21 protein-coding genes and 1 tRNA gene are annotated in these 21,366 nt (G+C 69.1%); 12 read left to right on the top strand and 10 right to left on the bottom strand.

Annotation, left to right across the window (positions count from 1 at the left end; all coding sequences use genetic code 11):
- Window positions 1–34 precede the first annotated feature (34 nt).
- Window positions 35–859 (bottom strand): SDR family oxidoreductase, encoded by an 825-nt coding sequence (locus DL991_RS02900; protein ID WP_125780637.1) that lies wholly within the window; start codon window positions 857–859, stop codon window positions 35–37.
- A gap of 146 nt (window positions 860–1,005) precedes the next feature.
- On the opposite strand from DL991_RS02900, the gene DL991_RS02895 reads away from it, so the two are divergent.
- Both DL991_RS02895 and DL991_RS02890 read left to right on the top strand, forming a co-directional pair.
- Window positions 1,006–1,764 (top strand): serine protease, encoded by a 759-nt coding sequence (locus DL991_RS02895; RefSeq protein ID WP_125780635.1) that lies wholly within the window; start codon window positions 1,006–1,008, stop codon window positions 1,762–1,764.
- A gap of 7 nt (window positions 1,765–1,771) precedes the next feature.
- Window positions 1,772–1,990, top strand: a complete 219-nt coding sequence (locus DL991_RS02890; RefSeq protein ID WP_061980312.1) for an RNA-binding S4 domain-containing protein — start codon at window positions 1,772–1,774, stop codon at window positions 1,988–1,990.
- 327 nt (window positions 1,991–2,317) lie between these two features.
- Here the strand turns inward: DL991_RS02890 and DL991_RS02885 are convergent, their stop codons facing one another.
- Complete coding sequence (locus DL991_RS02885; RefSeq protein ID WP_233598649.1) at window positions 2,318–3,262, bottom strand: Ldh family oxidoreductase; 945 nt, start codon at window positions 3,260–3,262, stop codon at window positions 2,318–2,320.
- Between the two features lie 113 nt (window positions 3,263–3,375).
- Between DL991_RS02885 and DL991_RS02880 the strand changes: the two genes are divergently transcribed.
- The 3 genes from DL991_RS02880 (at window position 3,376) to DL991_RS02870 (ending at window position 4,187) form a co-directional block, all read left to right on the top strand.
- A complete protein-coding gene (locus DL991_RS02880) occupies window positions 3,376–3,663 on the top strand; it encodes a DUF2277 domain-containing protein (protein ID WP_125780632.1) in 288 nt (95 codons plus the stop codon).
- A 28-nt stretch (window positions 3,664–3,691) separates the two neighbouring features.
- Window positions 3,692–4,054, top strand: coding sequence for a DUF4190 domain-containing protein (locus DL991_RS02875; protein WP_125780630.1), 363 nt, complete (start codon window positions 3,692–3,694; stop codon window positions 4,052–4,054).
- Window positions 4,055–4,098: 44 nt separating this feature from the next.
- Window positions 4,099–4,187, top strand: a tRNA-Ser gene (locus DL991_RS02870).
- A gap of 50 nt (window positions 4,188–4,237) precedes the next feature.
- On the opposite strand, the gene DL991_RS02865 is transcribed toward DL991_RS02870, so the two are convergent.
- Window positions 4,238–6,010, bottom strand: coding sequence for an RICIN domain-containing protein (locus DL991_RS02865; RefSeq protein WP_125780628.1), 1,773 nt, complete (start codon window positions 6,008–6,010; stop codon window positions 4,238–4,240).
- A 264-nt stretch (window positions 6,011–6,274) separates the two neighbouring features.
- Here DL991_RS02865 and DL991_RS02860 point away from each other — a divergent pair, with 264 nt between their 5' ends.
- Both DL991_RS02860 and DL991_RS02855 read left to right on the top strand, forming a co-directional pair.
- Window positions 6,275–6,682, top strand: coding sequence for a YciI family protein (locus DL991_RS02860; protein ID WP_125780626.1), 408 nt, complete (start codon window positions 6,275–6,277; stop codon window positions 6,680–6,682).
- A gap of 8 nt (window positions 6,683–6,690) precedes the next feature.
- A complete protein-coding gene (locus tag DL991_RS02855; protein WP_125780783.1) occupies window positions 6,691–7,833 on the top strand; it encodes an RNA polymerase sigma factor in 1,143 nt (380 codons plus the stop codon).
- Here DL991_RS02855 and DL991_RS02850 read toward each other — a convergent pair.
- The gene (locus DL991_RS02850) at window positions 7,823–8,326 is read right to left on the bottom strand and encodes a MarR family winged helix-turn-helix transcriptional regulator (protein ID WP_199746220.1); all 504 of its coding nucleotides are present in this window, start codon (window positions 8,324–8,326) and stop codon (window positions 7,823–7,825) included. The genes DL991_RS02855 and DL991_RS02850 overlap by 11 nt on opposite strands.
- Window positions 8,327–8,866: 540 nt before the next feature.
- Between DL991_RS02850 and DL991_RS02845 the strand changes: the two genes are divergently transcribed.
- The gene (locus DL991_RS02845; RefSeq protein ID WP_125780624.1) at window positions 8,867–9,793 is read left to right on the top strand and encodes a neutral zinc metallopeptidase; all 927 of its coding nucleotides are present in this window, start codon (window positions 8,867–8,869) and stop codon (window positions 9,791–9,793) included.
- Window positions 9,794–9,976: 183 nt separating this feature from the next.
- Here DL991_RS02845 and DL991_RS02840 read toward each other — a convergent pair whose 3' ends face one another.
- Window positions 9,977–11,524: a M28 family metallopeptidase gene (locus DL991_RS02840; RefSeq protein WP_199753798.1), complete on the bottom strand. Its 1,548-nt coding sequence runs from the start codon at window positions 11,522–11,524 to the stop codon at window positions 9,977–9,979.
- 80 nt (window positions 11,525–11,604) lie between these two features.
- On the opposite strand from DL991_RS02840, the gene DL991_RS02835 reads away from it, so the two are divergent.
- Complete coding sequence (locus DL991_RS02835) at window positions 11,605–12,582, top strand: NAD(P)H-quinone oxidoreductase (RefSeq protein ID WP_125780622.1); 978 nt, start codon at window positions 11,605–11,607, stop codon at window positions 12,580–12,582.
- Here the strand turns inward: DL991_RS02835 and DL991_RS02830 are convergent.
- A complete protein-coding gene (locus DL991_RS02830; protein ID WP_034309809.1) occupies window positions 12,579–13,778 on the bottom strand; it encodes a cysteine desulfurase-like protein in 1,200 nt (399 codons plus the stop codon). The genes DL991_RS02835 and DL991_RS02830 overlap by 4 nt on opposite strands.
- Window positions 13,779–13,912: 134 nt before the next feature.
- On the opposite strand from DL991_RS02830, the gene DL991_RS02825 reads away from it, so the two are divergent.
- Complete coding sequence (locus DL991_RS02825; RefSeq protein WP_125780620.1) at window positions 13,913–14,515, top strand: bacterial proteasome activator family protein; 603 nt, start codon at window positions 13,913–13,915, stop codon at window positions 14,513–14,515.
- 82 nt (window positions 14,516–14,597) lie between these two features.
- Here DL991_RS02825 and DL991_RS02820 read toward each other — a convergent pair whose 3' ends face one another.
- Genes DL991_RS02820 through DL991_RS02805 form a run of 4 tightly spaced genes read right to left on the bottom strand, consistent with a single transcriptional unit; the run spans window position 14,598 to window position 19,080 of the window.
- Window positions 14,598–15,752 (bottom strand): epoxide hydrolase family protein, encoded by a 1,155-nt coding sequence (locus tag DL991_RS02820; protein ID WP_125780618.1) that lies wholly within the window; start codon window positions 15,750–15,752, stop codon window positions 14,598–14,600.
- A 39-nt stretch (window positions 15,753–15,791) separates the two neighbouring features.
- Window positions 15,792–17,369 (bottom strand): hypothetical protein, encoded by a 1,578-nt coding sequence (locus DL991_RS02815; RefSeq protein ID WP_125780616.1) that lies wholly within the window; start codon window positions 17,367–17,369, stop codon window positions 15,792–15,794.
- Window positions 17,366–18,337, bottom strand: coding sequence for a spore coat protein (locus tag DL991_RS02810; RefSeq protein ID WP_125780614.1), 972 nt, complete (start codon window positions 18,335–18,337; stop codon window positions 17,366–17,368). Before DL991_RS02810 ends, DL991_RS02815 begins: the two co-directional genes overlap by 4 nt.
- On the bottom strand, window positions 18,334–19,080 hold the full coding sequence (locus DL991_RS02805; RefSeq protein ID WP_125780612.1) for a cytidylyltransferase domain-containing protein: 747 nt from the start codon (window positions 19,078–19,080) through the stop codon (window positions 18,334–18,336). Before DL991_RS02805 ends, DL991_RS02810 begins: the two co-directional genes overlap by 4 nt.
- A 49-nt stretch (window positions 19,081–19,129) precedes the next feature.
- On the opposite strand from DL991_RS02805, the gene pseB reads away from it, so the two are divergent.
- Entirely contained in the window at window positions 19,130–20,113 is a 984-nt protein-coding gene (pseB, locus tag DL991_RS02800) for a UDP-N-acetylglucosamine 4,6-dehydratase (inverting) (protein WP_038507572.1), read from the top strand.
- The gene (locus tag DL991_RS02795; protein WP_125780610.1) at window positions 20,106–21,239 is read left to right on the top strand and encodes a DegT/DnrJ/EryC1/StrS aminotransferase family protein; all 1,134 of its coding nucleotides are present in this window, start codon (window positions 20,106–20,108) and stop codon (window positions 21,237–21,239) included. The genes pseB and DL991_RS02795 overlap by 8 nt, the downstream gene beginning before the upstream one ends.
- Window positions 21,240–21,366 lie beyond the last annotated feature (127 nt).

The raw sequence follows: 21,366 nt of genomic DNA, 5'->3' as shown, positions 1-21,366 counted from the left end.
CAGAGGGTTACTCCGTTCAGTGGCTTCCCCTTTCTCAGAGATTCCGCATTCCCCAGCGCCCGAGCAGGGCGAGTGGCCGCTGGTAAAAAGAGCCGAGCACGCGGGGAATCGCGTCGATGGCATACGCGTCCGGACCGATCAGGATGCGCGCCGTCCCCCGTTCGATACCACGCACGATGGTCTGCGCGGCCTTCTCCGGCGTGGTCCTCGCGATCTTTTCGAACCCCTCGGCGGCTTTGTCGATGTCCCGCTCGACGCCGCCCCGCGCGTCGCGGGCGATATTCGTCTTGATGCCGCCGGGATGCACGCAGCTGACCTTGACCGGATGACGGGCGATCAGCATTTCCTGGCGCAGCGCCTCGGTGAACCCCCGCACCGCGAATTTCGCCGCGTTGTACGCACTCTGCGTGGGCACGCCGATGAAGCCGAACACACTCGAAAGGTTGACGATGTGCCCGTCACCCGAAGCGATCACCTGGGGCAGAAAGGCTTTCGTGCCGTTGACCACGCCGCCGAGATTGATCCCCATCAGCCAGTCGTAGTCGTCCCAGGTCATTTCCTCGACCGTGGCGCCGAGTGCGACCCCGGCGTTGTTCACCACGACGTTGGCGCCCCCGAAATCGACGGCGACCTCCTCGGCGTGCGCGAGGACGGCGTCACGGTCGGCGACGTCGAGCGCGTACGCCTTCGCGGTCGCGCCAGCCGTCTCGCACTCCGCGACGGTGCCCGCCGCGCGGACGGCGTCGACGTCGGAAAGCGCCAGCCTGGCACCCCGCCCCGCCAGCTCGATCGCGAGTGCCTTGCCGATTCCCGAGCCCGCGCCCGTGATCACCACGACCTTGTCCGTGAACGACCTCATACCCGCTCCCAACCCGCTCGACTGTTACCGGAGGTAACACATACTACGACTGTGAGCTTGCTGTGCGTTGATCGATTCGGGCTGTGTTCGTGCCCCACTTATGGTGATCTGTGACCGGACAGCCGTGGAAGAGCGAAAGGAACGCGATGCGCCGCGCCCTGTTGCTCGTGCTCTGTGTCGTTCTGTCCGGTTGCTCCGCCGCTTCGGATCCTGCCGCGACCGACGCCGGCGACACCGCCGCGACGGTGGCCGCCACTCCCGCGCCGCGGACCAACCCGGCGATCGGCGCGCTCTTCATCGACGGGACGCATTTCTGCACGGCCAGCGTCGTCCACAGTGCCCCCGGCGACCTCCTGCTCACGGCGGCGCATTGCCTTCACGACGGCGAAGGCGGCGAGTACGCGACGGGGATCTCGTTCGCGCCCGGCTATCACGACGGCGTCGCGCCGTACGGCTTCTGGGACGTCTCCGATCCGCAGGTCCCCGAAGGTTGGGCCGATTCGTCCGATCCGGACCTGGATGTCGGCTTCGCGACCGCGCATCAGGCCGGGACCACGAAGACCCTCGAAAGTGTCACCGGCGCCAACGCCCTCGTGACCGGCGGCGGATTCGCCCACTCGATCACCTTGACCGGGTATCCCGACGAACGGGAGGCGCCGGTCGTCTGCCACGGCACCAGCAGCCAGGCCGACACCTACCAGATGCGTGTCGGCTGCCCCGGCTTCACGACCGGCACCAGCGGCGGCCCCTGGGTGGTCGACCCCGACCCGGCGACCGAACTAGGCACCGTCGTCGGCGTGATCGGCGGCTACCTGTACGGCGGGGACGATCCGGACACGTCCTACAGCAGCTACTTCGACACCGACGTCGCCACCCTGTACCGGAAAATGGACGCACGGGGATGATCTCCCCATGAGCATCCACGACGTCCCGATCACCGGCGAGCCGATCCGCCTCGGCCAGTTCCTCAAACTGGCCAACCTGGCCGAAGACGGTTCGCACGCCAAAGACCTCCTCGACGCCGAAGAGGTCACGGTCAACGGCGAGGTGGAAGTCCGGCGCGGCCGTCAGCTGACGAACGGCGACGTCGTGGAGGTCGGCGGCGAAGGCGGCCGCGTCGTCCTGTCCTGAGCTGAAGGGGACTTTCCCCGCATGCGATGCCAGGGTCCCGGCGAAGTCGAGACCTTGCAGGTCGGGCGACTATTCCTGCACTGTCGGCAGGCCTGATTCCGGGCGCCGTCGGGGCGGGGGGTCGTGAGTGGCAATGAGGGTTAGAACAACAAAAATCACTCACGACCCCGCGCAAAACCGGGCAAGTCACCCAAATCGGGCAACTTTGTCTCGTAAAGTGTCCCTTGTGGACAGTCAAGGGCCCGGTGAGGCTCCTTTGCCGGGACCCCGCATGCGATGCGAGGAAAGCGCCTTTCACCGCGTCAGATGAGGGGAAAGTCTCCTGTCCTAGCGCCCCTGCAGCGGCGCCAGGCGCAACGCCCGTGCGAGGTCTTCGAGCTCGCGGTGCACCGGCTCGTTCAGCGGGACGCCCAGCGCCTGGCACTGTTCGAGGTACTGCGCCTCACGCCAGCCCGGATACCGGACCGGGGCGCCGCCCTCCCAGCCGAGCAGGCTGCCGAACAACGCGCTCGCGGCCTTGTAGAACCCGTCGGCGCTGCGCAGCGTCGTCGGCGCGATGGCCATCACCATGAGGCCGGTGTCGTGATCGTGGTCGCCGACGCCCGAAAGCACCCCGGCGAAGATCTCCACCAGCAGGGCGAAGCCGGCGACGGCGGCACTATCGACGTCCGCGAGGGTGTCCAGATCCAGCACGAACTCCGGATACGCGCCCGCGGGGGCGGCCATCCCGAGCGGGTTCGCGGCCTTCCCGAGCTCACCGCCCGCCGCCATGACGAGCCCGATCATGGTGTGCGGCAACGCCCTCGCGGCATGGTGCCCGGCGCGGCCGAACGGCCCGACGCCGCGGACCGACATGAGCCCGACGCCGTACCGGCCCGCCCGGGACACCGCGCGGTCCATCGCGTCGCCGACGGCCCACAGCCCCGGCGCGCGGCGGTAATCGATCAGGGCGGCGGCGCCGCGGTCGGCGATCATCAGCGGTTCGGCCCTCGGCCGCACCGTGCCGTCGACCAGCATCGGCAGATGCAGCCGGGTCAGTTCGGCGACACCGGATTCCGGCGTTCCGGTGAGGTCGCCGTGGCACACCGCCTCGGCGGCCATCCTCGCCCGTGACCACGGTAGATCGTGGGCGGTGAAGATCTCGGTGACCAGGTCGATCAGGGCGTCGATCGGGACGCGCTGCCAGACCTGTTCCGGTATCGGGGAAGGCTCGGCCGGTTCGGGGATCGGCTCGACGGGCGCGCGGCGAAGAGAGCGGGGTCTGAGGGGCACTCCGCCGAGAGTGCCCAAACGCGTTTTTCGGCGTCAACGAACCGAGGCAGCTTCTAACCGACTGTGTGATCGGAGCACCCGGAAACGTCGGTGGGCGGACGTACGATCGAGTCATGTGCCGGAACATCACCACGCTTCGAGGCCTCGAGCCGGCGGCGACGCCGGACGAGATCGAGGCCGCCGCCCGCCAATACGTCCGCAAGGTGTCCGGGGTGCAGAGCCTGTCCGACGCCACCCGTGAGCCGTTCGAGGCCGCCGTCGCCGAGATCACCGAGATCACCAGGCGGCTGCTGACCGAACTGCCCGCCCGCCGTCAGCCGCCGGCGACGGTGCCGCCGTTGCGCCGTCCCGAGGTCCAGGCGCGGATCGCGGCGAAGGCCGAGAAGAGTCAAGCGTCCTGAACCGATCTCCGGCGGTTACGGTGAGCCGGTGACATATCCGCAGGATCCCTACGGTCAGCAGCAGCCGTACGGTCAGCAACCTCCGTACGGGCAGCCGTACCAGCAGCCGGGCTACGGCTACGGCCCGCCGCAACCGCCGCAGGAACAGGGTCTGGCGATCGCGGCGCTGGTCGTGTCGATCGCCAGCCTCGTCGCGTGCAGCGGGCTGCCGTCGATCGCGGGCGTCATCATGGGGCATATCGCGCATTCCAAGGCCAAACGCGGGGAAGCGGGCGGCCAGGGCATGGCGCTGGCGGCGATCATCATCGGCTACATCGGCGTCGCGATCATCGTGCTCCTCCTGGCGTTCTTCCTCTTCATCGGGATACTGACGGACTGGGACTTCGACTAGATCCGAAGCATCCCGGCAAAGCACCGTCGGATATCCTCGACAGCGGTAGCGTGTCCGAGCGGCCGAAGGAACATGTCTTGAAAACATGCGAGGGCTCTGTCCTCCGTGGGTTCGAATCCCACCGCTACCGCCAGTCTTGAAGACCAAGCTCCCCAGGTCCGCAGACCTGGGGAGCTTCGCGTTTCACGCGGGCACGAGAGCCCAGACGGTCTCGTCGCTGCGACCGCCCACGAAGGGCCGCTGCTCAAGGATCGAAGCCTGCCGCACCGCCAGCCGGCTCGCCCGGTTCACCAGCCCGTAGCGCATGTCGGCGCTACGCAGCAGCTTCCACTGCTGATTGGTCGACGAGCCGCAGTGCGTCTGTTCGAGGAGCGCGCCGTCCGCGGTACTGCCCGAGACCGGCCGCAAGCACAGGCCGCTCCGCTCGTTCGAGATCCTCCAGTACCCGCCGCCCACGTCGGTGAGCTTCCACTTCTGGCCGTTGTCGTTCTGCCTGGCCACGTGGGTGATCTTCGCGCCGGAAGACGACGAGCCGTCGACCACTGCGGCACTGTTGCCGTTGGTCGCGACAGTGAGGTAGTACTTCGTGCTCGCCTTCGGGCCGGGGTCGGCGACGGGGTTCAGGGTCCACTGTTGATTGGCCGCCCCGGTGTAGGGCTGCTGGACGAGCGAGGCCGGATACGCGCCGCCCTCGGTGATCGCGTAACCCGTCAGATAGTTGAAGATCGCCACCTTGCCGTTGCCGAGCGGCTGGAACGCCCACCGCATGCCGTTCTGGCCGTTGCAGTTGTACTGGAGGATGTGCGTGCCGGGCGCCGTCCCGCTCTGGGCGCTGTCGGCGCACAGCTGGCTGTTGGCGTTCACGAGTTGAAGACCGGTGTTGTAGCCCAGGATCCACTTCTGGCTCTGGGAATCCGTGCGGGCCCGGTGACTGAGTTCGACGAGGCCGCCGGTCGACGAACCCACGACGTCGATGGCGTTGCCATTGGCGCCGGTGATGACGTACGTCTTCCCGCCGCGTGCGTGGCCGTCGTCGTTGTCCGGGGTGTCCTTCTTGATCAGGAAGGCGCTGTTGGCGACGTTCCAATGGGTGGCGAGCCAGCTGCCCGGCGTGGGATTCGTGCTGAAGTAGTCGTCGTTGCCGCAGTCCAGCAGCCGATCGAAATCGCGCTCCGTGCAGTCGAAGGACTGGGTGTCGCCGTAACACATCAGGTCCCATTCCTGGGAGCAGTGCCCGCCGCCCTGGTAGTGCGGGGCGCCGGGCAGGACGGCGCCGAGCATGTGGCCGAGTTCGTGGGCGGCGGCGTTCACGCCCCAGCAGGGGACGGCGATCTCCGTGTAGTGCCTGCCGTTGTTGAAGGCGTTGGCGGGACCGGGCTGGTCGTCGCTGTCGCCCCACGTGCCGGCACAGGTGTGGGGGTTGTCGGAGAACAGCATGTAGTCGCGGTCGGCGTGGTGGAAACCGGCGTTGATGGCGGCGTCGCGGATCGCACCCGAGGTGTACGTGCCGTTGGGCACCACGAGGTTGCCGACGGCGACCTGGCAACCCGCGCCCGCCGTCGTCACGTACCGGAGATGCCTGCTGGCGCCCGTGGCCGCGGCACTGTCGTTGAACGAGTCGTCGATCCCGGACGCGTAGGCGCGCAGGGAGGGCACGACGGTCGCGTACCGGTCGGGCTGGCCGGCTTCACGGACGTAGACCAGCTCGACGCGTTTGCCGGAGACGCCGTCACCCTCGCAGATCACCGGATTGGCGGCGATCTGCGCCTGAGCGACGGAAGCGGCGAGCGGGGCCACCGGGGTCGCGCCGGGCGGCAGCGGTCGGCTGTGGTCCTTGACGGCGGGTGCCGCCGGGATGTCGGAGGCCACGGCCCCCGCGGTCTCACCCACGAACAGGCCGCAGATGAGACCGGCGGTCACCAGCAGGCCGGCGGATCGCCGTTTTGCCTTGGACAAGGGGTTCTTCCTTTCGCGAAGGGAAAACTGCCGCGATAAAGAAGGCTAGAGATCGGATGTATGGACCACCAGACGCCATTGAGGGCCGGTTTTCCGCGATTAATCCGTTCTGAGGTCCGATGAAATCGGTCGCCTCCGCTATGTTCCCGGTCATCGGGCAGCATTACTGTTCCCGACGATGTCGAGAACCCGCACCCGGCTCCGTCCCTGGCGATGAAAGCGGCCGAACCCCGGCCGCGTCACCCTCATCGAGGAGAACAAGTCATGGCGAAGTACCTGCTGCTCAAGCACTACCGCGGCGCTCCGGCGGCGGTCAACGACGTGCCGATGGCCCACTGGGCGCCGGACGAGATCACCGCGCACATCGAGTACATGAGGGAGTTCGCGGACCGGCTCCGGGAGACCGGCGAGTTCGTCGGGGAACAGGCCCTGGCCCCCGAAGGCACCTTCGTCCGGTACGACGGCGAAGGCAAGCCGCCGGTCACCGACGGCCCCTTCGCCGAGACCAAGGACCTCATCGCGGGTTGGATGATGATCGACGTCGACAGCTACGAGCGCGCGCTCGAACTGGCGGGCGAGCTGTCGGCCGCTCCGGGCGCGGGCGGGAAGCCGATCCACGAGTGGCTCGAACTGCGGCCGCTGTGGGGCGAGCCCCTGGTCATCACGGAGTGAACACCGAGCTGGACGAGGCTCTCCTTCGCAGCCTTACACCGAACGTCCTCGGAATCCTCGTCCGCCGCGGAGCCGACTTCGCGGCGGCCGAGGACGCCGTGCAGGAAGCGCTGATCGAGGCCGTCCGCGTCTGGCCAGGTGACCGGCCGAAGGATCCGAAAGGCTGGCTCGTCACCGTCGCCTGGCGCAAATTCCTCGACATGGCCCGATCGGACGCCGCCCGTCGCCGTCGCGAGGACCTCGTCGAAGAGGAACCGGAGGCCGGGCCCGCCCCCGCGGTGGACGACACGCTGCAGCTCTACTTCCTGTGCGCCCACCCGTCACTGACGCCGTCGTCGGCGGTCGCGCTCACCCTGCGCGCCGTCGGCGGGCTGACCACCCGGCAGATCGCCCAGGCGTACCTGGTGCCCGAAGCGACCATGGCGCAGCGCATCAGCCGGGCCAAACGCACCGTCTCCGAGGTGCGTTTCGACCAGGCGGGTGACGTCGCCACCGTGCTCCGCGTGCTCTACCTGGTGTTCAACGAGGGCTACTCCGGCGACGTCGACCTCGCCGCCGAAGCCATCCGGCTCACCCGGCGGCTCTCGGCCTCGATCGACCATCCCGAGGTGCGCGGGCTGCTCGCCCTCATGCTGCTCCACCACGCCCGGCGCGCCGCCAGGACGACTCCAGGCGGCGACCTGGTGCCGCTCGCCGAACAGGACCGCGGCGAATGGGACACGCGCCTGATCGCCGAGGGCGTCGAAATCCTGCAAGCGGCGCTGGCGCGCGACAGGCTGGGCGAATTCCAGGCACAGGCCGCCATCGCGGCGCTCCACGCCGACGCCCCCACCGCCGAGGAGACCGACTGGGTGCAGATCGTCGAGTGGTACGACGAACTCGCGCGGCTGACCGGCAGCCCGGTCGTCCGGCTCAACCGCGCGGTGGCCGTCGGCGAGGCGGACGGACCGCGCGCGGGCCTGGCGGCGCTGGCGAAACTGGACGGCTCGCTGCCGCGGTACACGGCGGTGGCGGCGTACCTCCACGAGCGCGACGGCGACCTGGCGACGGCGGCGCGGCTGTACAGCGAGGCCGCGGGAAAGGCGGCCGACCTGGCCGAGCACGCCCACCTGACGCGTCAGGCCGCGCGGCTCAACGCCCTCAAGAAGTGACCGGCGGCAGCCGCGGGAGACCGTCGATCGCCGACAGGTGCTCCAGCACGCGGCCGAAAGCCCGCCCCAGCACCTGCTGCTCTTCGGGGCTCAGCAGGTCGATCAAATGCTCCCGGACGCCCTCGACGTGCGTCGGCGCGGCACCCGCCAGCAGTTCCGCGCCACGTCCGGTCATCTCCGCGACGACGCCGCGTTTGTCCGCCGGGTCACGGGTGCGGCGGATCAGCCCCTCGGCCTCCAGCCGGACCATCTGGTGCGAAAGCCTGCTCTTGGTCGAGCCGAGCATGCTCGCCAGCTCCGTCATCCGCATCCGGTTGTCGGACTGGAGCGAAAGGCAGACCAGGACCTCGTAGTCGGCGAGCGTGACGTCGTGCCGCTCGGAAAGTTCGCGATGCAGGCGCTGCCGCAGCCGCATGGTGGCGACGATGTACGAGCGCCAAGCGACCATCTCCGACTCGGACAGCCAGCGCACTTCCTTCTGCTCCACCGCCATCCACGCAGCGTAGAGCGTTGATCGCACAAGGCGCATACCCGCCGGTCACTTTTCGGCCGGTGAAAAACCGGACGGGACATTCGCCCGAAGGAGGGTTACGAAAAGGTTGAGACTCGGCGCGAAAAGGCGCATTCTTCTTGTCAGCGGATGGTCGGGCAAGTAACGGGCGATCTCCACGGACGATCGCCGGACTCGCTCCCCAGCCGGGAAGGGTCAAGGTGGTGGTATGGCGGGTGATTCTCGCGGTTGACCGCCTGCTGTGTCCCCGCGACCGGAACGGAAAGGACCGGGTCGGTCGCGACTGCGAACAGCGACGAGCGCGGGCATCTCAGATGCGCACGACAATTCTCGCGCATTCGGCGTCACTCCGGCCTGTTTCGGGTTCGCGGCCTCTTCGACCGCCTCGGCAGCGCCCGGCGCCGGCCCGGTGATCGCGGCCAACCGGCGATCTGTACAAGACAACCTCGGTAGTTCTGGGTGCGGCCGCGCTGCGTGGCCGCACCCAGGCATATCCGGGCTCTTCCGGCTACGCTTCCCCCCGTGCGATTCGACGAAGGCGCGGGCCTGGACACCTCCGAGGTCGAGGACCTGCGCGGCGGTGGCGGTGGTGGCGGCGGCGGTATCGGCGGCCGGGTGGCACTCGGCGGCGGCGGGCTCAGCGTGGTCGGCCTCGTCATCTACTTCCTGATGTCCCAGTTCGGCGGCGTGAGCCTGAACCCGTCCTCGGTCGGCAGCCTCGGCGGCCTTGGCTCCGGACAGCAGATGGACAACACGTCGCTGTCGCAGGAATGCAAGACCGGCGCGGACGCGAACCGCAACCACGACTGCGCGATCGTCGCCACCATCAACTCGATCCAGGACTACTGGGGGCAGGAGTTCCAGCGGTCCGGCTCGACGTATCGCAAGGCCGTCACCAACTTCTTCAGCGGCGGCGTGAACACGGCCTGCGGCAACGCGACTTCGGACGTCGGGCCGTTCTACTGCCCCGGCGACTCCGAGGTCTACATCGATCTCGCGTTCTTCAACGAACTCCGCACCCGGTTCGGCGCGCAGGGCGGACCGTTCGCGGAGGCGTACGTGCTGGCCCACGAATACGGCCATCACGTGCAGAACCTCACCGGAGTGTCCAAAAAGGGCACCGGGAGCGGGCCGACGTCGGGTTCGGTGCGGCTCGAACTCCAGGCCGACTGCTACGCCGGCGTCTGGGCGAACCACGCCACGACCACGCCGACCGAGACGGGACGGCCACTGCTCACCGAGCTCACCCAGGAGGACATCAACTCCGCCCTGGACACCGCTTCGCGGATCGGCGACGACTACATCCAGTCCAAACTCGGCGGCGGCCGGGTCGACGAGTCGCAGTTCAGCCACGGCACTTCGGCGCAGCGGAAGAAGTGGTTCACCACCGGCTTCCAGACCGGCCAGCCGGCGCGGTGCGACACCTTCGCGACCAACAGCCTGGGCTGAGTTCCCCTCGCTCGGTGCTCCCGATGTGGCATTGGGGACGCTGAGCGCCACCAATGCCACATCGGGAGCATCGGTCTCCAGGGGTCTGAGTCCCTGAGCAGCGCATCTCCAGAGACGCAATGAAGGGGCCTTTCATCGCAAATTTTGCGATGAAAGGCCCCTTCATTGCGCTTGAGAGAGCTACTACGCGGCGACGTGGCCGTGGTGGTCGTCAGCGTGGACGGAAGCCGTCATGCTCCGCTGCTGAGACCGCTCCGCGGCGCGAAGGGCCTTCGCCTTCGCAGCCGAGGCACCCGAGACACCGTTGATGTTCGCGGTGCTGGTCGCGTACACACCCAGCGCCCAGGCGACGGCGTCCGAGTTGCGCTCGAGCGCGACGCGGTCGACGTTGCCGAGGTTGTCGCAGGCCTGGTGGTAGCACTTGTCGTAAGGAACGTCGGCGCTACCACCCCACTTCGCGGCCTGTGCGGCGGTCTTCACGCCTTCGGCACCGGTGAACAGGCCACCGGCCGGGATGCCGACCGCGATGAACTGGCCGTAGTCGGAACGACCGGTGAAGTCCGTGCCTTCGACCGGGACACCCTTGCCCAGCTGGAGGTAGTCCACAAGCGTCTGCTCGAGCTGCGCGGAACCGTACGGGCCCGCGCCCGCGCCGACACCGTCGGAGTTGTCACCGTCGTAGGCGAAGTACGCCGCGTTCGGCGAGCCGATCATGTCGTAGTTGTAGTACAGCGCGATGTTGAGCTGCTCTTCGAAGCTCAGCGAGTTGACGTAGTGGGTCGAGCCGACGAGCCCGAACTCCTCCGCGCTCCACCAGCCGAAGCGGACGGCGTTGTTGGCCTTGGGCTTGCTGCCCAGCTGCAGCGCGGTCTCCAGCAGCGCGGCGGAACCGGTGCCGTTGTCGTTGATGCCGGGCCCCTCGGTGACGCTGTCGAGGTGGGCGCCGAGCATCACGACGTTGTCCTTGCGACCGGTCTTGGTCTCGGCGAGGACGTTGTAGCTGGTCCGCTCCTCCTGGAAGGCGCGCAGGTCGAGGGTGACCGAGGAACCGGCCTTGGTGGCGAGCACCTGGCCGTCGGCCTGGGTGATGCCGCCGGTCGGGATCTTGCCGGCGGCCGGGTCGCCGAGGGTGCCGTTGACCGGGCCGGGGACGTTGTTGTAGACGATCGCGCCGACGGCGCCCGCCTCGGCGGCGGTCGCCTGCTTCTGCGCGAAGGAGCAGCCACCGCGCTGGATCAGCGCGATCTTGCCGGCGACCCCGCCGGCGTAGTCCGCGGCTTCACAGCCGCTCGTGTCGTCGACCGGGACCACGGCGAGCGGGGCGGTGATTCCACCCGTCGGCGTCGACGGGCTGTAGGACATGATGATGACCGGGACGTCGGCGCCCGCGACCGTCAGCTTCTCCGCGAGGGTCTCCGCGTAGGTGAACGGGAACTCCTGCCGCGTGACCGAGTACCCGGCCTGCTCCAGCTTGGTGGCGATGTATTCCGCGGACTTCTTGTGCCCTTCGGTGCTGGCGGCGCGGCGGCCGCCGTTTGCGTCCGAGATCCGCTGCATGGCGATCAGGTGCCGGTTGACGTTGTTCACGTCGACCTTCTTGACGAGCTGTTTGGCCAGCGCGGGGCCCTCGGGCCCGGTCGTGGCCGTCGCAGCGGGAGCCATTCCGACCGTGAGCGCGGCGGTGGCCATCACCACGATCGAGGGAACAATGCTTCTTCGCGAATATGACATGAGCGTCACCTTTATGTGGTTTGCGCCACAGGTCAACCGACGTTCGGCGGACTTTACGACACCGGGATAGGGTCGCTTGTATGTACGCGATCACCATCCGTGAGCCCGGCGATCCCGATGTTCTCGAATGGACCGAGGTCCCCGATCCGGTAGCGGATTCGGGCGAAGTCGTCATCGAGGTCGCCGCGAGCGCCGTCAACCGTGCTGACCTGCTGCAACGCCAGGGCAACTACCCGCCCCCGCCGGGGGCGAGCGAAATTCTCGGGCTCGAATGTTCGGGCACGATCGCCGAAATCGGCGAAGGCGTCGAGGGATGGCGAATCGGCGACGAAGTTTGTGCTTTGCTCGCCGGTGGCGGCTATGGGGAAAAGGTCGCCGTCCCGGCAGGACAACTGCTTCCGCTTCCCGCCGAAGTCGAATTGCTCGCGGCCGCCGGACTGCCCGAAGTCGCGTGCACGGTCTGGGCGAACGTGGTGATGCACGCCAAGCTGTCCGAAGGCGAGGTCCTGCTCGTCCACGGCGGGGCGGGCGGCATCGGCACGCACGCGATCCAGGTCGCCAAGGCGCTCGGCGCGACGGTCGCGGTGACGGCGGGTTCGGAAGACCGGCTGGAGAGCTGCCGCCAGCTCGGCGCCGACATCGCGATCAACTACAAGGAACAGGATTTCGTCGAGGTCCTGCGCGCCGAGACCGGCGGCGCGAACGTCATCCTCGACAACATGGGCGCCAAGTACCTCGACCGCAACATCGACGCACTGGCCATGGACGGCAGGCTCGTCGTCATCGGCATGATGGGCGGGGTCAAGGGCGAACTCAACATCGGCAAGCTGATGACCAAACGCGCGAGCATGTTCGGCGCGGGCCTGCGTTCGCGGCCGCTGGAGCAGAAGGCGGCGATCGTCGCCGACGTCCGCGAACGGCTGTGGCCGTTGGTGGAGCAGGGTTCGGTGCAGCCGATCGTCGGCCAGGTCGTCCCGATGGCCGAGGCCGCCTCCGCGCACCGCGCTTTGGAGGACGGCACGGTTTTCGGCAAGGTTCTGCTCGCCGCGAAGTCCTAGCGGATCTCTTCCAGCACCCGGACGAGCTGATTGACCTCGAAGACGTTCGAGTAGTGCGCGAGGCCGATGCGGACGGCGCCGCCGACTTCGGCGGCGCCGAGCGACCCGAAGACGCCGCTCGTACCGTCGTCGGCGAAGGCGCAGAGCCCCTGGGACGCCAGGTATTCGGCGACCTCGGGCGCTTTCTTGCCCGCGACGGCGAACGCGAGCGCGGGGATCCGGCGCATGGCGTCGCCGATGACCATGACATGCCGCAGCGACCGCAGTTCGGTGGACAGCTGCGCCAGAAGTCCCGCGTGGTACGACTTCGCCGAGCCCAGCGACGTCACCAGCTTCTCGCGCCGCGAGCCCATGGCCGCGTCGTCCAATCCGGCCAGATAGTCGATCGACGCGATCAAGCCGGCCAGCAACGGATACGCGTGCGGTCCGAGCTCCATCCGGGCCGGACCGCGTGCGGCCGGGTCGAGCGAGACCGACGGCAGGCGTTCGAGCAGTTCGGGGTCGCGGAACACCAGCGCCCCCACCGAGGGCCCGCCCCAGGCCTGCGCCGAAACCACCATCACGTCGGCGCCGAGCGCGTTGAGGTCCAGCGGCACGAACGGCGCCGCATACGTCGCGTCGACGACGACCAGCGCGCCGACGCGTTTGGCGAACTCGATCACCGTCGGGACGTCGGGGCGCGTGCCGACCGAACCGGACGCCAGCGTGACCGCGACGGCCTTGGTGCGCGCGGACACGAGGTTCTCGTACTGCCACGCGGGCAGCTCGCAGGTCTCGATGTCGATCTCGCCCCAGCGAACGACCGCGCCGACCCGCTTCGCGGCGCGGCGCCACGGCGCGAGGTTGGCCTCTTCGTCGAGCCGGGACACGACGACCTCGTCGCCGATCGTCCAGCGATCGGCCATCGCGTCGACGAGACGGCGGATGAGGTCGGGCGCGTTGGGCCCGAGCACGACTCCGGCCGGGTCGGCGCCGACCAGGTCGGCGACCGCCCGGCGAGCGGCCGTGACAATGCTTTCCGCGCGCTGGGAGGCCGGAAACGCTCCACCCGGTCCGGACACCGGAGCGCGCATGGCCGTGGATACGGCCGAAGCGACCTGTTCAGGTACGAGCATTCCGGCGGCGCCGTCGAAGTGAATCCAGCCGTCACCCAGCGCGGGAAACAACCCACGGATACGAGCGACGTCGAACGCCATGGGGACACCGTACGGACGTGCGGTTTGGCGCTTTACCCGGGGTTGGCTGCCCGAACACGGGGTGCGACGATTCCCGCTACGCTCGGAGACGGCGCCGAAAACCACACTGCGCTTCGCGCCCGACGTAGGCCAGGATGGAGCACATGACCGACCCAGTTTCCCGCGAATCGAACACCCCCGGTGACGGCGGCGGAGACTCCTCGCCCCACGTGGTGGTCGTCGGGCCCGACGGCACTCCGGTCGGCACCGCGCGCCTCGCCTCCCCCGGCTCCGGCGAGGAGGCGGCCCAGGAGGAGTCGCTCGGCGACCTCGTCGAAGAACCCGCCAAGGTGATGCGCATCGGCACGATGATCAAACAGCTGCTCGAGGAGGTCCGCGCCGCACCGCTGGACGACGCGAGCCGCACCCGCGTGCGCGAGATCCACCAGACCTCGATCCGCGAGCTGGAACAGGCGCTGGCGCCGGAGCTGCAGGACGAGCTGGAGCGGCTGGTGCGCCCGTTCACCGAGGACTCGACGCCGTCCGATGCCGAGCTGCGGATCGCCCAGGCCCAGCTGGTCGGCTGGCTGGAAGGGCTCTTCAGCGGTATCCAGACCGCGCTGTTCGCGCAGCAGATGGCCGCGCGGGTGCAGCTGGAGCAGATGCGGCGTGGGCTCCCCGCCGGTCCTTCCGCGGGCGGTGCCCTTGGCGGGCACGCTGCGGGCGGCGAGACGCACGGGCCCGGCCAGTACCTCTGACACGCGCCATGAGCGTGCAATGAAGGGGCCTTTCATTGCAAATTTTGCTATGAAAGGCCCCTTCATTGCAGCCGGCGGGGCATCAACGCAGCCGCCGGAAGAACGTCCGCAGGTCGCCGATGAGCAGATCCGGCACCTCCAGCCCCGGGAAGTGACCCCCGCGGTCCGGAGTGGACCAGTGCACGATGTTGTCGGTGCGCTCGGCGAGATGCCGGATCGGGAGGCCGGTGTCCTTCGGGAACACGGCCACCCCGGTGGGCACTGTGGACTCCGGCGGCTTCGCGCCCCAAGCCGGTCCCAGCGCGGCGTAGATCCGCGAAGACGAGTTCGCGGTCCCGGTGAGCCAGTAGAGCATCACGCTGGTGAGCAGGTCGTCGCGGTCGATGGCGTCTTCCGGGACATCACGGGAGTCCGAATAGGACTTGAACTTCTCCACCAGCCACCCGAGCTGTCCTGCCGGTGAGTCGGTGAGCCCGTAGGCAAGCGTTTGCGGTTTGGTCGCCTGGATCATCGCGTACCCCAGCTCGCCGGTCCGGAACTCCCGCCCGCGCGCCAGCGCCGCCTCGCCCCGCGCGAGTTCCTCACCGGTGAGGCCCGCGAGATCAGCCTCACCGCGAGGCACCGCGTGCGGCAGCATCGTCAGATGCGCGCCGATCACCCGCTCCGGGCACCGGACGCCCACCTCGCGCGACACGATCGCGCCCCAGTCGCCGCCGTGCAGCCCGAAGCGCTCGTACCCGAGTCGCGACATCAGCACCTGCCAGGCATCGGCGGTCCGGCCGGCGCCCCAGTTCGCGTCGGTCGTCGGCCCCGAGAAGCCGAACCCCGGCAGCGACGGCACGACGACGTGGAACGCGTCCCCGGGGTCGCCGCCGTACGCACGCGGGTCCGCAAGGGGGCCGGCGACGTCGAGGAATTCCACAATGGACCCCGGCCAGCCGTGCGTGAGCACCAGCGGGATCGCGTCCGGCTCCGGTGACCGCGCGTGCAGGAAGTGGACGTTCGCGCCGTCGATGTCCGTCAGGAAACCGGGGAATCCGTTGAGGCGTTCCTCGTGGGCACGCCAGTCGTAACGCAGGCGCCAGTATTCGGCGAGCTCCTGCAGGTATCCGAGCGGCGTCCCGAGCCCCCAGCCGACGCCGTCGAGCTCGTCCGGCCAGCGCGTGTTCGCCAGGCGGGCGGCGAGGTCGTCGAGGTCACGCTGGGGGACATCGATCCTGAACGGCGAGATGGTCATGCGGACGACGGTAGGAGCGATCGAGGACGGCTACGGTCCTCAGCCGCCCGGCAGTTGGGCACGCAGGCGATCGAGCCAGCGATCGATGGTGTCCTCGTACCGGCCGGGGTCGTTCCGGCGCTGCGCCTCGTCGACGGACGCGGCCACCGCCGCCCGGATCGACGCCGCGTGTTCGGGCAGCGCGAGGACCTCCTGGTAGTAGCCGTCGCGCATCTGGACGTCCGCCACCAGCTGGTAGTCCCTGGCCGCGTCGGGGACGATGAGACCGTACGCCCAGCCGGGGGTCTGTCCCTGGCCGCGGGCGGTGACCACGATGACCGTGGGACGCGCGGCCTTGACGACGTCGGTCACCGGTGCGCCGTGGGCGATGGCCTCGTCGTTCAGTCCGATGTAGTCGATCGACTTCCAGCCGCTGTAGTACGGGATCGCCCCGGCGTCGGAGACCGCGAGACTGCGCGCCGACTCGGGCACCTTGGCGTTCGCGAGACCCTTCCCGATGGCGACGTGGGCGCGTTGCAGATCGGGACCGTAGTTGGCGATCACCGGCAGATCCGCCGATTCCGCGCCGGCGACGGCGACCCAGCCGACCGCGACCGCGCCGGTCACGGCGGCGATCCACCGGCGGCCGAGCTGTGCCATGGCCAGCCCCGCGCCGAGACACAGCACCGGGAACGCGTGGAAGGCGAACCGGTGCAGGTAGTCCATGGTCGGTCCGGACACCGCGTAGGTCATCCCGGTCAGGAGGACGACCGAGCACAGCACCAGGCCCGCTCCCCGGCTCGCCTTCCGGAACAGCAGGAAAGCGGTCAGCACGAGCAGCGGGGCGACCAGCCAGGCGGTCGTCTCCAGCCACACCGAACCGGAGTCGAGGTTGCCGAACTTGACGTAGAAGGTGTTCGGGAACGGGTGCCCGAAGTAGCTCCACCGCCAGCCGAAGTACGCGCCGCCGACGACGGCCACTCCGGCCACCAGCGCCCAGGTCCGGCGGCTCCCGCGGCCGAGCCAGCACCAGACGAGGAAGGCCGGGACGGTCGCGAGCACACCCTCCGGCCGGATCATGCCGGCGAGGAGCAGCAGCACCGGCGGCTCCCACACCCGCACCGGGCGGCCTTGGACCAGGTTCACCCCGACGATCGCGGCCCGCAGTACGACGGCGGCGAACGCGATGGTCTCCAGGCCGGCGGTGACATGGAAGTAGGACGGCACGAAGAGCACCAGCGCGCCGCCCGCCACGAGCGCGCCGAGCAGGCCCGCGCCGCGGTGGCCCGCCCGGACCAGCAGCACGAGGATGCCGATTCCCAGTACGAGCGACGTCACCTTCGCGACGGTCTCCAGCGGCACTCCGATGAGCGCGAAGGGCACGTGCCAAAGCATCCAGAGGAAGTTGGTGAAGCCTTCGATCGGGTCTTCGCCGACGTTCCACACCGGGCCGTGGCCGTCGGCCATGTTCGCCGAGTACCGGAAGGTGATGAAGGCGTCGTCGATGGTGAGGAACCACGCCGCCCAGCAGCCGACGAGGAAAAGCGCCCCGAATCCGAGCAGGACGACGAGGGGGCCTCGGCGTCGCTTCGGTTCCGGGACGGCGTCAGCCTCGGTTCGCTCCGCCGTGGTCGTCATCCCGTCACCCTCGTCTTCTCCAGCCGGTCCAGCACCCGGTCCACACCTCGCCCGTCCACAAGAGCCATCGAAGTCGCGGAAAGACCGTTACGCGCCGACGGGTCCGACATCAGTCCCCTGAGCGTCTCGGTGGCGTGGCCGTCGAGCGCGTCCGCGCTGCCCAGCCCGGCCGCCAGCCCGAGACCGAGCGCCGCCCGGTAACCCGCGTCCTGGTTCGGGACCAGGCGGACGACCGCGGTGGGCACGCCGAGGCAGCACAGTTCGAGGAGGGTCACCCCGGCCGCGCTGATCGCCAGATCCGTTTCCACCAGCAGGCCGAGCAGCCCCGGCCCGGGCGGCGCGACCCGGAACTCCTGCCCGGACAACGGTTCGGGCACGGCCGGTTCACCGCGTACGAGCACGTCGGCTTCGAAAGGCAGCCGAGTGTCGCGAAGGGCTCGCAAGAGGGCGCTGACCGTTTCGGCCCATTCCGCGCCGCCGCCGAGCACCACGGTGACCCGCGGTCGTTCGCCGTCGGATCGTCGCTCGGAACGCTTTTCCCTCGCCTGCACGACGGCTTCGCGCAGCGGCGCGTATCGCACACCACGCAGCAACTCCCCCGATCCGTCATCCGGCCTCGGCCCTGGTTCGAAGGCGCAGTCGACGACAAGGTCCGCCGCGCGCCTGCCGAACACGTCGTCCTCGATGGAGACCAGCAGCGCGCCCGCGGCGTTGACCTCTTCGCGCACTTCGCCGAGACCGTAGTGATCGACGACCACCGCGTCGAAACCCTCGAAGGGCACCGACGGCACCACCGGAACCGACAGCTCACCGAACCGGGCGGCCAGCCACTCGGCGTTGTCCACCCGGCCCGAGAAAACGACCTCCCAGCCTCGCGCGACGGCGCGTTCGGCATAGGCGACCATGCGCGAGACGTGGCCGGCGCCGATCGACGGCGAGGCGTCGGCCCGGAGCAGCAGCCGGGTCATCGGGCGACCTTCTTCTGCTCGACGTGCGCGTTGAGCTCCGCCAGCTCGGGCCGTGCGCGCAGGACGGAGACCACCTCGCGCCAGTCGCCGACTCGGTCGCCCAGTTCGGCCACGATCCCTTCGATGACCGCCCAGTCCTCGGGGGTGTCCAAGGTCACGCGCAGGTCGTCGGCGGGCGGGCTCACGACGATCCCGGCGCAGGAATACCGCTCCGGCTTCGCGTAGATGCCCGAAGTCACATGCTCGCGATCGGCGCCGCGGGCGGTTTCGACCTGTTCGACGAGCACCCCGGTGCGCACGAGTTCGGCGTCGAAACCACGCGGCAGGGTGCGCACCAGCACGGTGCTCAGATAGTCCAGCGACGGCTGCGCGCGCCACTGCGCCACGAGCTGGCCGATGAGCCCGGGGTCCAGCAGCGGGCAGTCGGCGGTGAGCCGCACCACGGCGTCGGCCGGGTACGACTCGACAGCGACCGCGAAGCGCGCGAGGACGTCGTCGAGGGGCCCTCTGGCGACCAGGGCACCGTGCCGGGCGGCCTCCTCGGCCACCGCGTCGTCGTCGGCCTCGGCCGACGTCGCGACCACGACGTTGTCGATCCCCGGCGAAGCCGCCGCCGCGCGGACGACCCAGCCGAGCACACTCCGGCCCGCCAGCGGACGGAGGACTTTGCCAGGTAGCCGGGTGGACGACGCGCGTGCCTGGATGACGGCGTTGACCACGTGGGCCCCGGGGTCTGCATCCATGGGTGACATGATGTCGTGCGGCAGTAGCACCGAAACGCGGAGGTCAACGATGTCCGAGCTGGATGGCTCCAGCATCCTGCTCACCGGCGGGACCGGTTCGTTCGGCAAGGCGTTCATCACCTACGCCCTGGCCGAGCTGAACCCGCGACGGCTGGTCGTGCTCTCCCGCGATGAGCTCAAGCAGTACGAAGCCCGGCAGCAGTTCGACAACGACCCGAGGCTGCGCTGGTTCATCGGCGACATCCGGGACCGCCGCCGCCTCGAGCGCGCGATGCACGGCGTCGACTACGTGGTGCACGCCGCGGCGCTCAAGCAGGTCGACACGGGCGAGTACAACCCGTTCGAATTCGTGCAGACCAACGTCGTCGGCTCGCAGCATGTCATCGAGGCCGCGATCGACACGGGCGTCAAGAAGGTCGTCGCGCTGTCTACGGACAAGGCGTCCAGCCCGATCAACCTCTACGGCGCCACGAAACTGTGCGCCGACCGGATGTTCATCAGCGCGAACCACTACGCCGCGACGCATCCGACCAGGTTCTCCGTGGTCCGCTACGGCAACGTGATGGGCTCGCGCGGCAGCGTGATCCCGTTCTTCCGCGCGCTCGCGGCCAAGGGCGAGTCGCTGCCGATCACGCACAAGGAGATGACCCGCTTCTGGATCACGCTCCCGCAGGCCGTGCAGTTCGTGATCGATTCGTTCGACCAGATGAACGGCGGCGAGCTGTACGTGCCGCGTATCCCGAGCATGCGGCTGGTCGATCTCGCGCAGGCGATCGCGCCCGGTTCGCCGATGCACGAGGTCGGCATCCGGCCCGGCGAGAAGCTGCACGAAGAGATGATCGCCCCCGACGACGCCCGCCGGACCGTGCGGCTGAGCGACCGGTACGTGGTGCAGCCGCATATCGCGGGCTGGGGCTACGAGCCGCCGACGGGCGGCGAGGCCGTGCCGGAGAACTTCGCCTACCGCTCGGACACCAACGACCTGTGGCTCGACGCGGACGAGCTGCGCGACCTGGTCGAGCAGTATGGGTGACTTCCTTCCCTACGGCCGTCAATCCGTTTCGGACGAGGACATCGCCGCCGTCACCGAGGTGCTGCGCGGCGATTGGCTGACCACCGGCCCCGCCGTCACGCGCTTCGAAGAAGACCTCGCCGAGCACACCGGTGGCACGCCCGCGGTGGCCGTGACATCGGGCACGGCCGCGTTGCACGTCGCCTACGCGGCGGCCGGGATCGGCCCTGGCGACGAGGTCGTCACCTCGCCGATGACGTTCGTCGCCACCGCCGCGACCGCGGTGCTGCTGGGTGGCAAGGTCGTGTTCGCCGATGTCGAGGCGGACACCGGCAACCTCGATCCGGCCGCGGCTTCCGCGGCCGTGACCGCGCGGACCAAGGTCGTCGCCGCCGTGGACTACGCCGGCCACCCCGCCGAGCTGGACGAGCTCGGCCGGATCGCGCACGACAACGGCGCGCTGCTGCTGGAGGACGCCGCGCATTCCGTCGGCGGAAGCTGGCAGGGCAGGCCGGTCGGCTCGCTCGCCGACCTCACGACGTTCTCCTTCTTCCCCACCAAGAACCTCACCACTGCCGAGGGTGGCGCGGTCGTCGCCGCTTCGGACGAGCTGCTGGCGCGGGCCCGCGGTTTCCGCAATCACGGTCTGGTGCGGGACAAGGCGGCGCAGCGTTATCCGGACGAGGGCGCGTGGCATCAGGAGGTGCACGAGTTCGGCCTCAACTACCGGCTGCCGGACGTGTTGTGCGCCTTGGGAAGCAGTCAGCTGCGCCGGCTCGCCGAGTTCAAGAAACGCCGCGCGGAGATCCACGCGCGCTATACCGCCGCACTGTCCTCTTTGGACGGCGTCCTGACGCCCGCGGTGCGTGAAGGCGCGGACCCGGTGTGGCACCTGTACCCGCTGCGAGTCCTCGAAGGACGCCGTCGCGCGATGTTCGATCACTTGCGCGGCAAGGGAATCGGCGTGCAGGTCAACTACATCCCGGCGTACTGGCACCCGGTGTTCGAGGACCTCGGTCACCGGCGCGGGATGTGCCCGAACGCGGAGCTGTACTACAGCCAGGAGCTTTCGCTGCCGCTGTTCCCGGCGCTGACCGACGCCGACGTGGACCGCGTCATCGACGAGGTCCACGCCTTCTTCGGCTAGAGCTGAAGGGGACCCTGGCCGCATGGCTTCTCGACTGTCCACAGGGGACGGTCCGAGGTGGCAGTGCCCGATTCGGGCCCTGTCAGAAGTCCGTGAAGGCCTCCTTGAGGGACCCAGAGTCCCTCAA

This window comes from Amycolatopsis sp. WAC 01375 (genome assembly GCF_003947325.1).
In the GTDB taxonomy this organism is placed as follows: Bacteria; Actinomycetota; Actinomycetes; order Mycobacteriales; family Pseudonocardiaceae; genus Amycolatopsis.
The sequence above is the reverse complement of the archived record's forward strand: the minus strand, read 5'-3'. Positions and strand labels throughout refer to the sequence as shown.

Coding starts and splice junctions, on each gene's coding strand:
- DL991_RS02900 (WP_125780637.1), bottom strand. CDS start 859: ATGAGGTCGTTCACGGACAAGGTCGTGGTGATCACGGGCGCGGGCTCG.
- DL991_RS02840 (WP_199753798.1), bottom strand. CDS start 11,524: ATGTCATATTCGCGAAGAAGCATTGTTCCCTCGATCGTGGTGATGGCC.
- DL991_RS02830 (WP_034309809.1), bottom strand. CDS start 13,778: ATGGCGTTCGACGTCGCTCGTATCCGTGGGTTGTTTCCCGCGCTGGGT.
- DL991_RS02815 (WP_125780616.1), bottom strand. CDS start 17,369: ATGACGACCACGGCGGAGCGAACCGAGGCTGACGCCGTCCCGGAACCG.
- DL991_RS02825 (WP_125780620.1), top strand. CDS start 13,913: ATGGAGCACATGACCGACCCAGTTTCCCGCGAATCGAACACCCCCGGT.
- DL991_RS02795 (WP_125780610.1), top strand. CDS start 20,106: ATGGGTGACTTCCTTCCCTACGGCCGTCAATCCGTTTCGGACGAGGAC.
- DL991_RS02890 (WP_061980312.1), top strand. CDS start 1,772: ATGAGCATCCACGACGTCCCGATCACCGGCGAGCCGATCCGCCTCGGC.
- DL991_RS02805 (WP_125780612.1), bottom strand. CDS start 19,080: ATGGATGCAGACCCCGGGGCCCACGTGGTCAACGCCGTCATCCAGGCA.
- DL991_RS02895 (WP_125780635.1), top strand. CDS start 1,006: ATGCGCCGCGCCCTGTTGCTCGTGCTCTGTGTCGTTCTGTCCGGTTGC.
- DL991_RS02810 (WP_125780614.1), bottom strand. CDS start 18,337: ATGACCCGGCTGCTGCTCCGGGCCGACGCCTCGCCGTCGATCGGCGCC.
- DL991_RS02835 (WP_125780622.1), top strand. CDS start 11,605: ATGTACGCGATCACCATCCGTGAGCCCGGCGATCCCGATGTTCTCGAA.
- DL991_RS02850 (WP_199746220.1), bottom strand. CDS start 8,326: ATGGCGGTGGAGCAGAAGGAAGTGCGCTGGCTGTCCGAGTCGGAGATG.
- pseB (WP_038507572.1), top strand. CDS start 19,130: ATGTCCGAGCTGGATGGCTCCAGCATCCTGCTCACCGGCGGGACCGGT.
- DL991_RS02860 (WP_125780626.1), top strand. CDS start 6,275: ATGGCGAAGTACCTGCTGCTCAAGCACTACCGCGGCGCTCCGGCGGCG.
- DL991_RS02880 (WP_125780632.1), top strand. CDS start 3,376: ATGTGCCGGAACATCACCACGCTTCGAGGCCTCGAGCCGGCGGCGACG.
- DL991_RS02820 (WP_125780618.1), bottom strand. CDS start 15,752: ATGACCATCTCGCCGTTCAGGATCGATGTCCCCCAGCGTGACCTCGAC.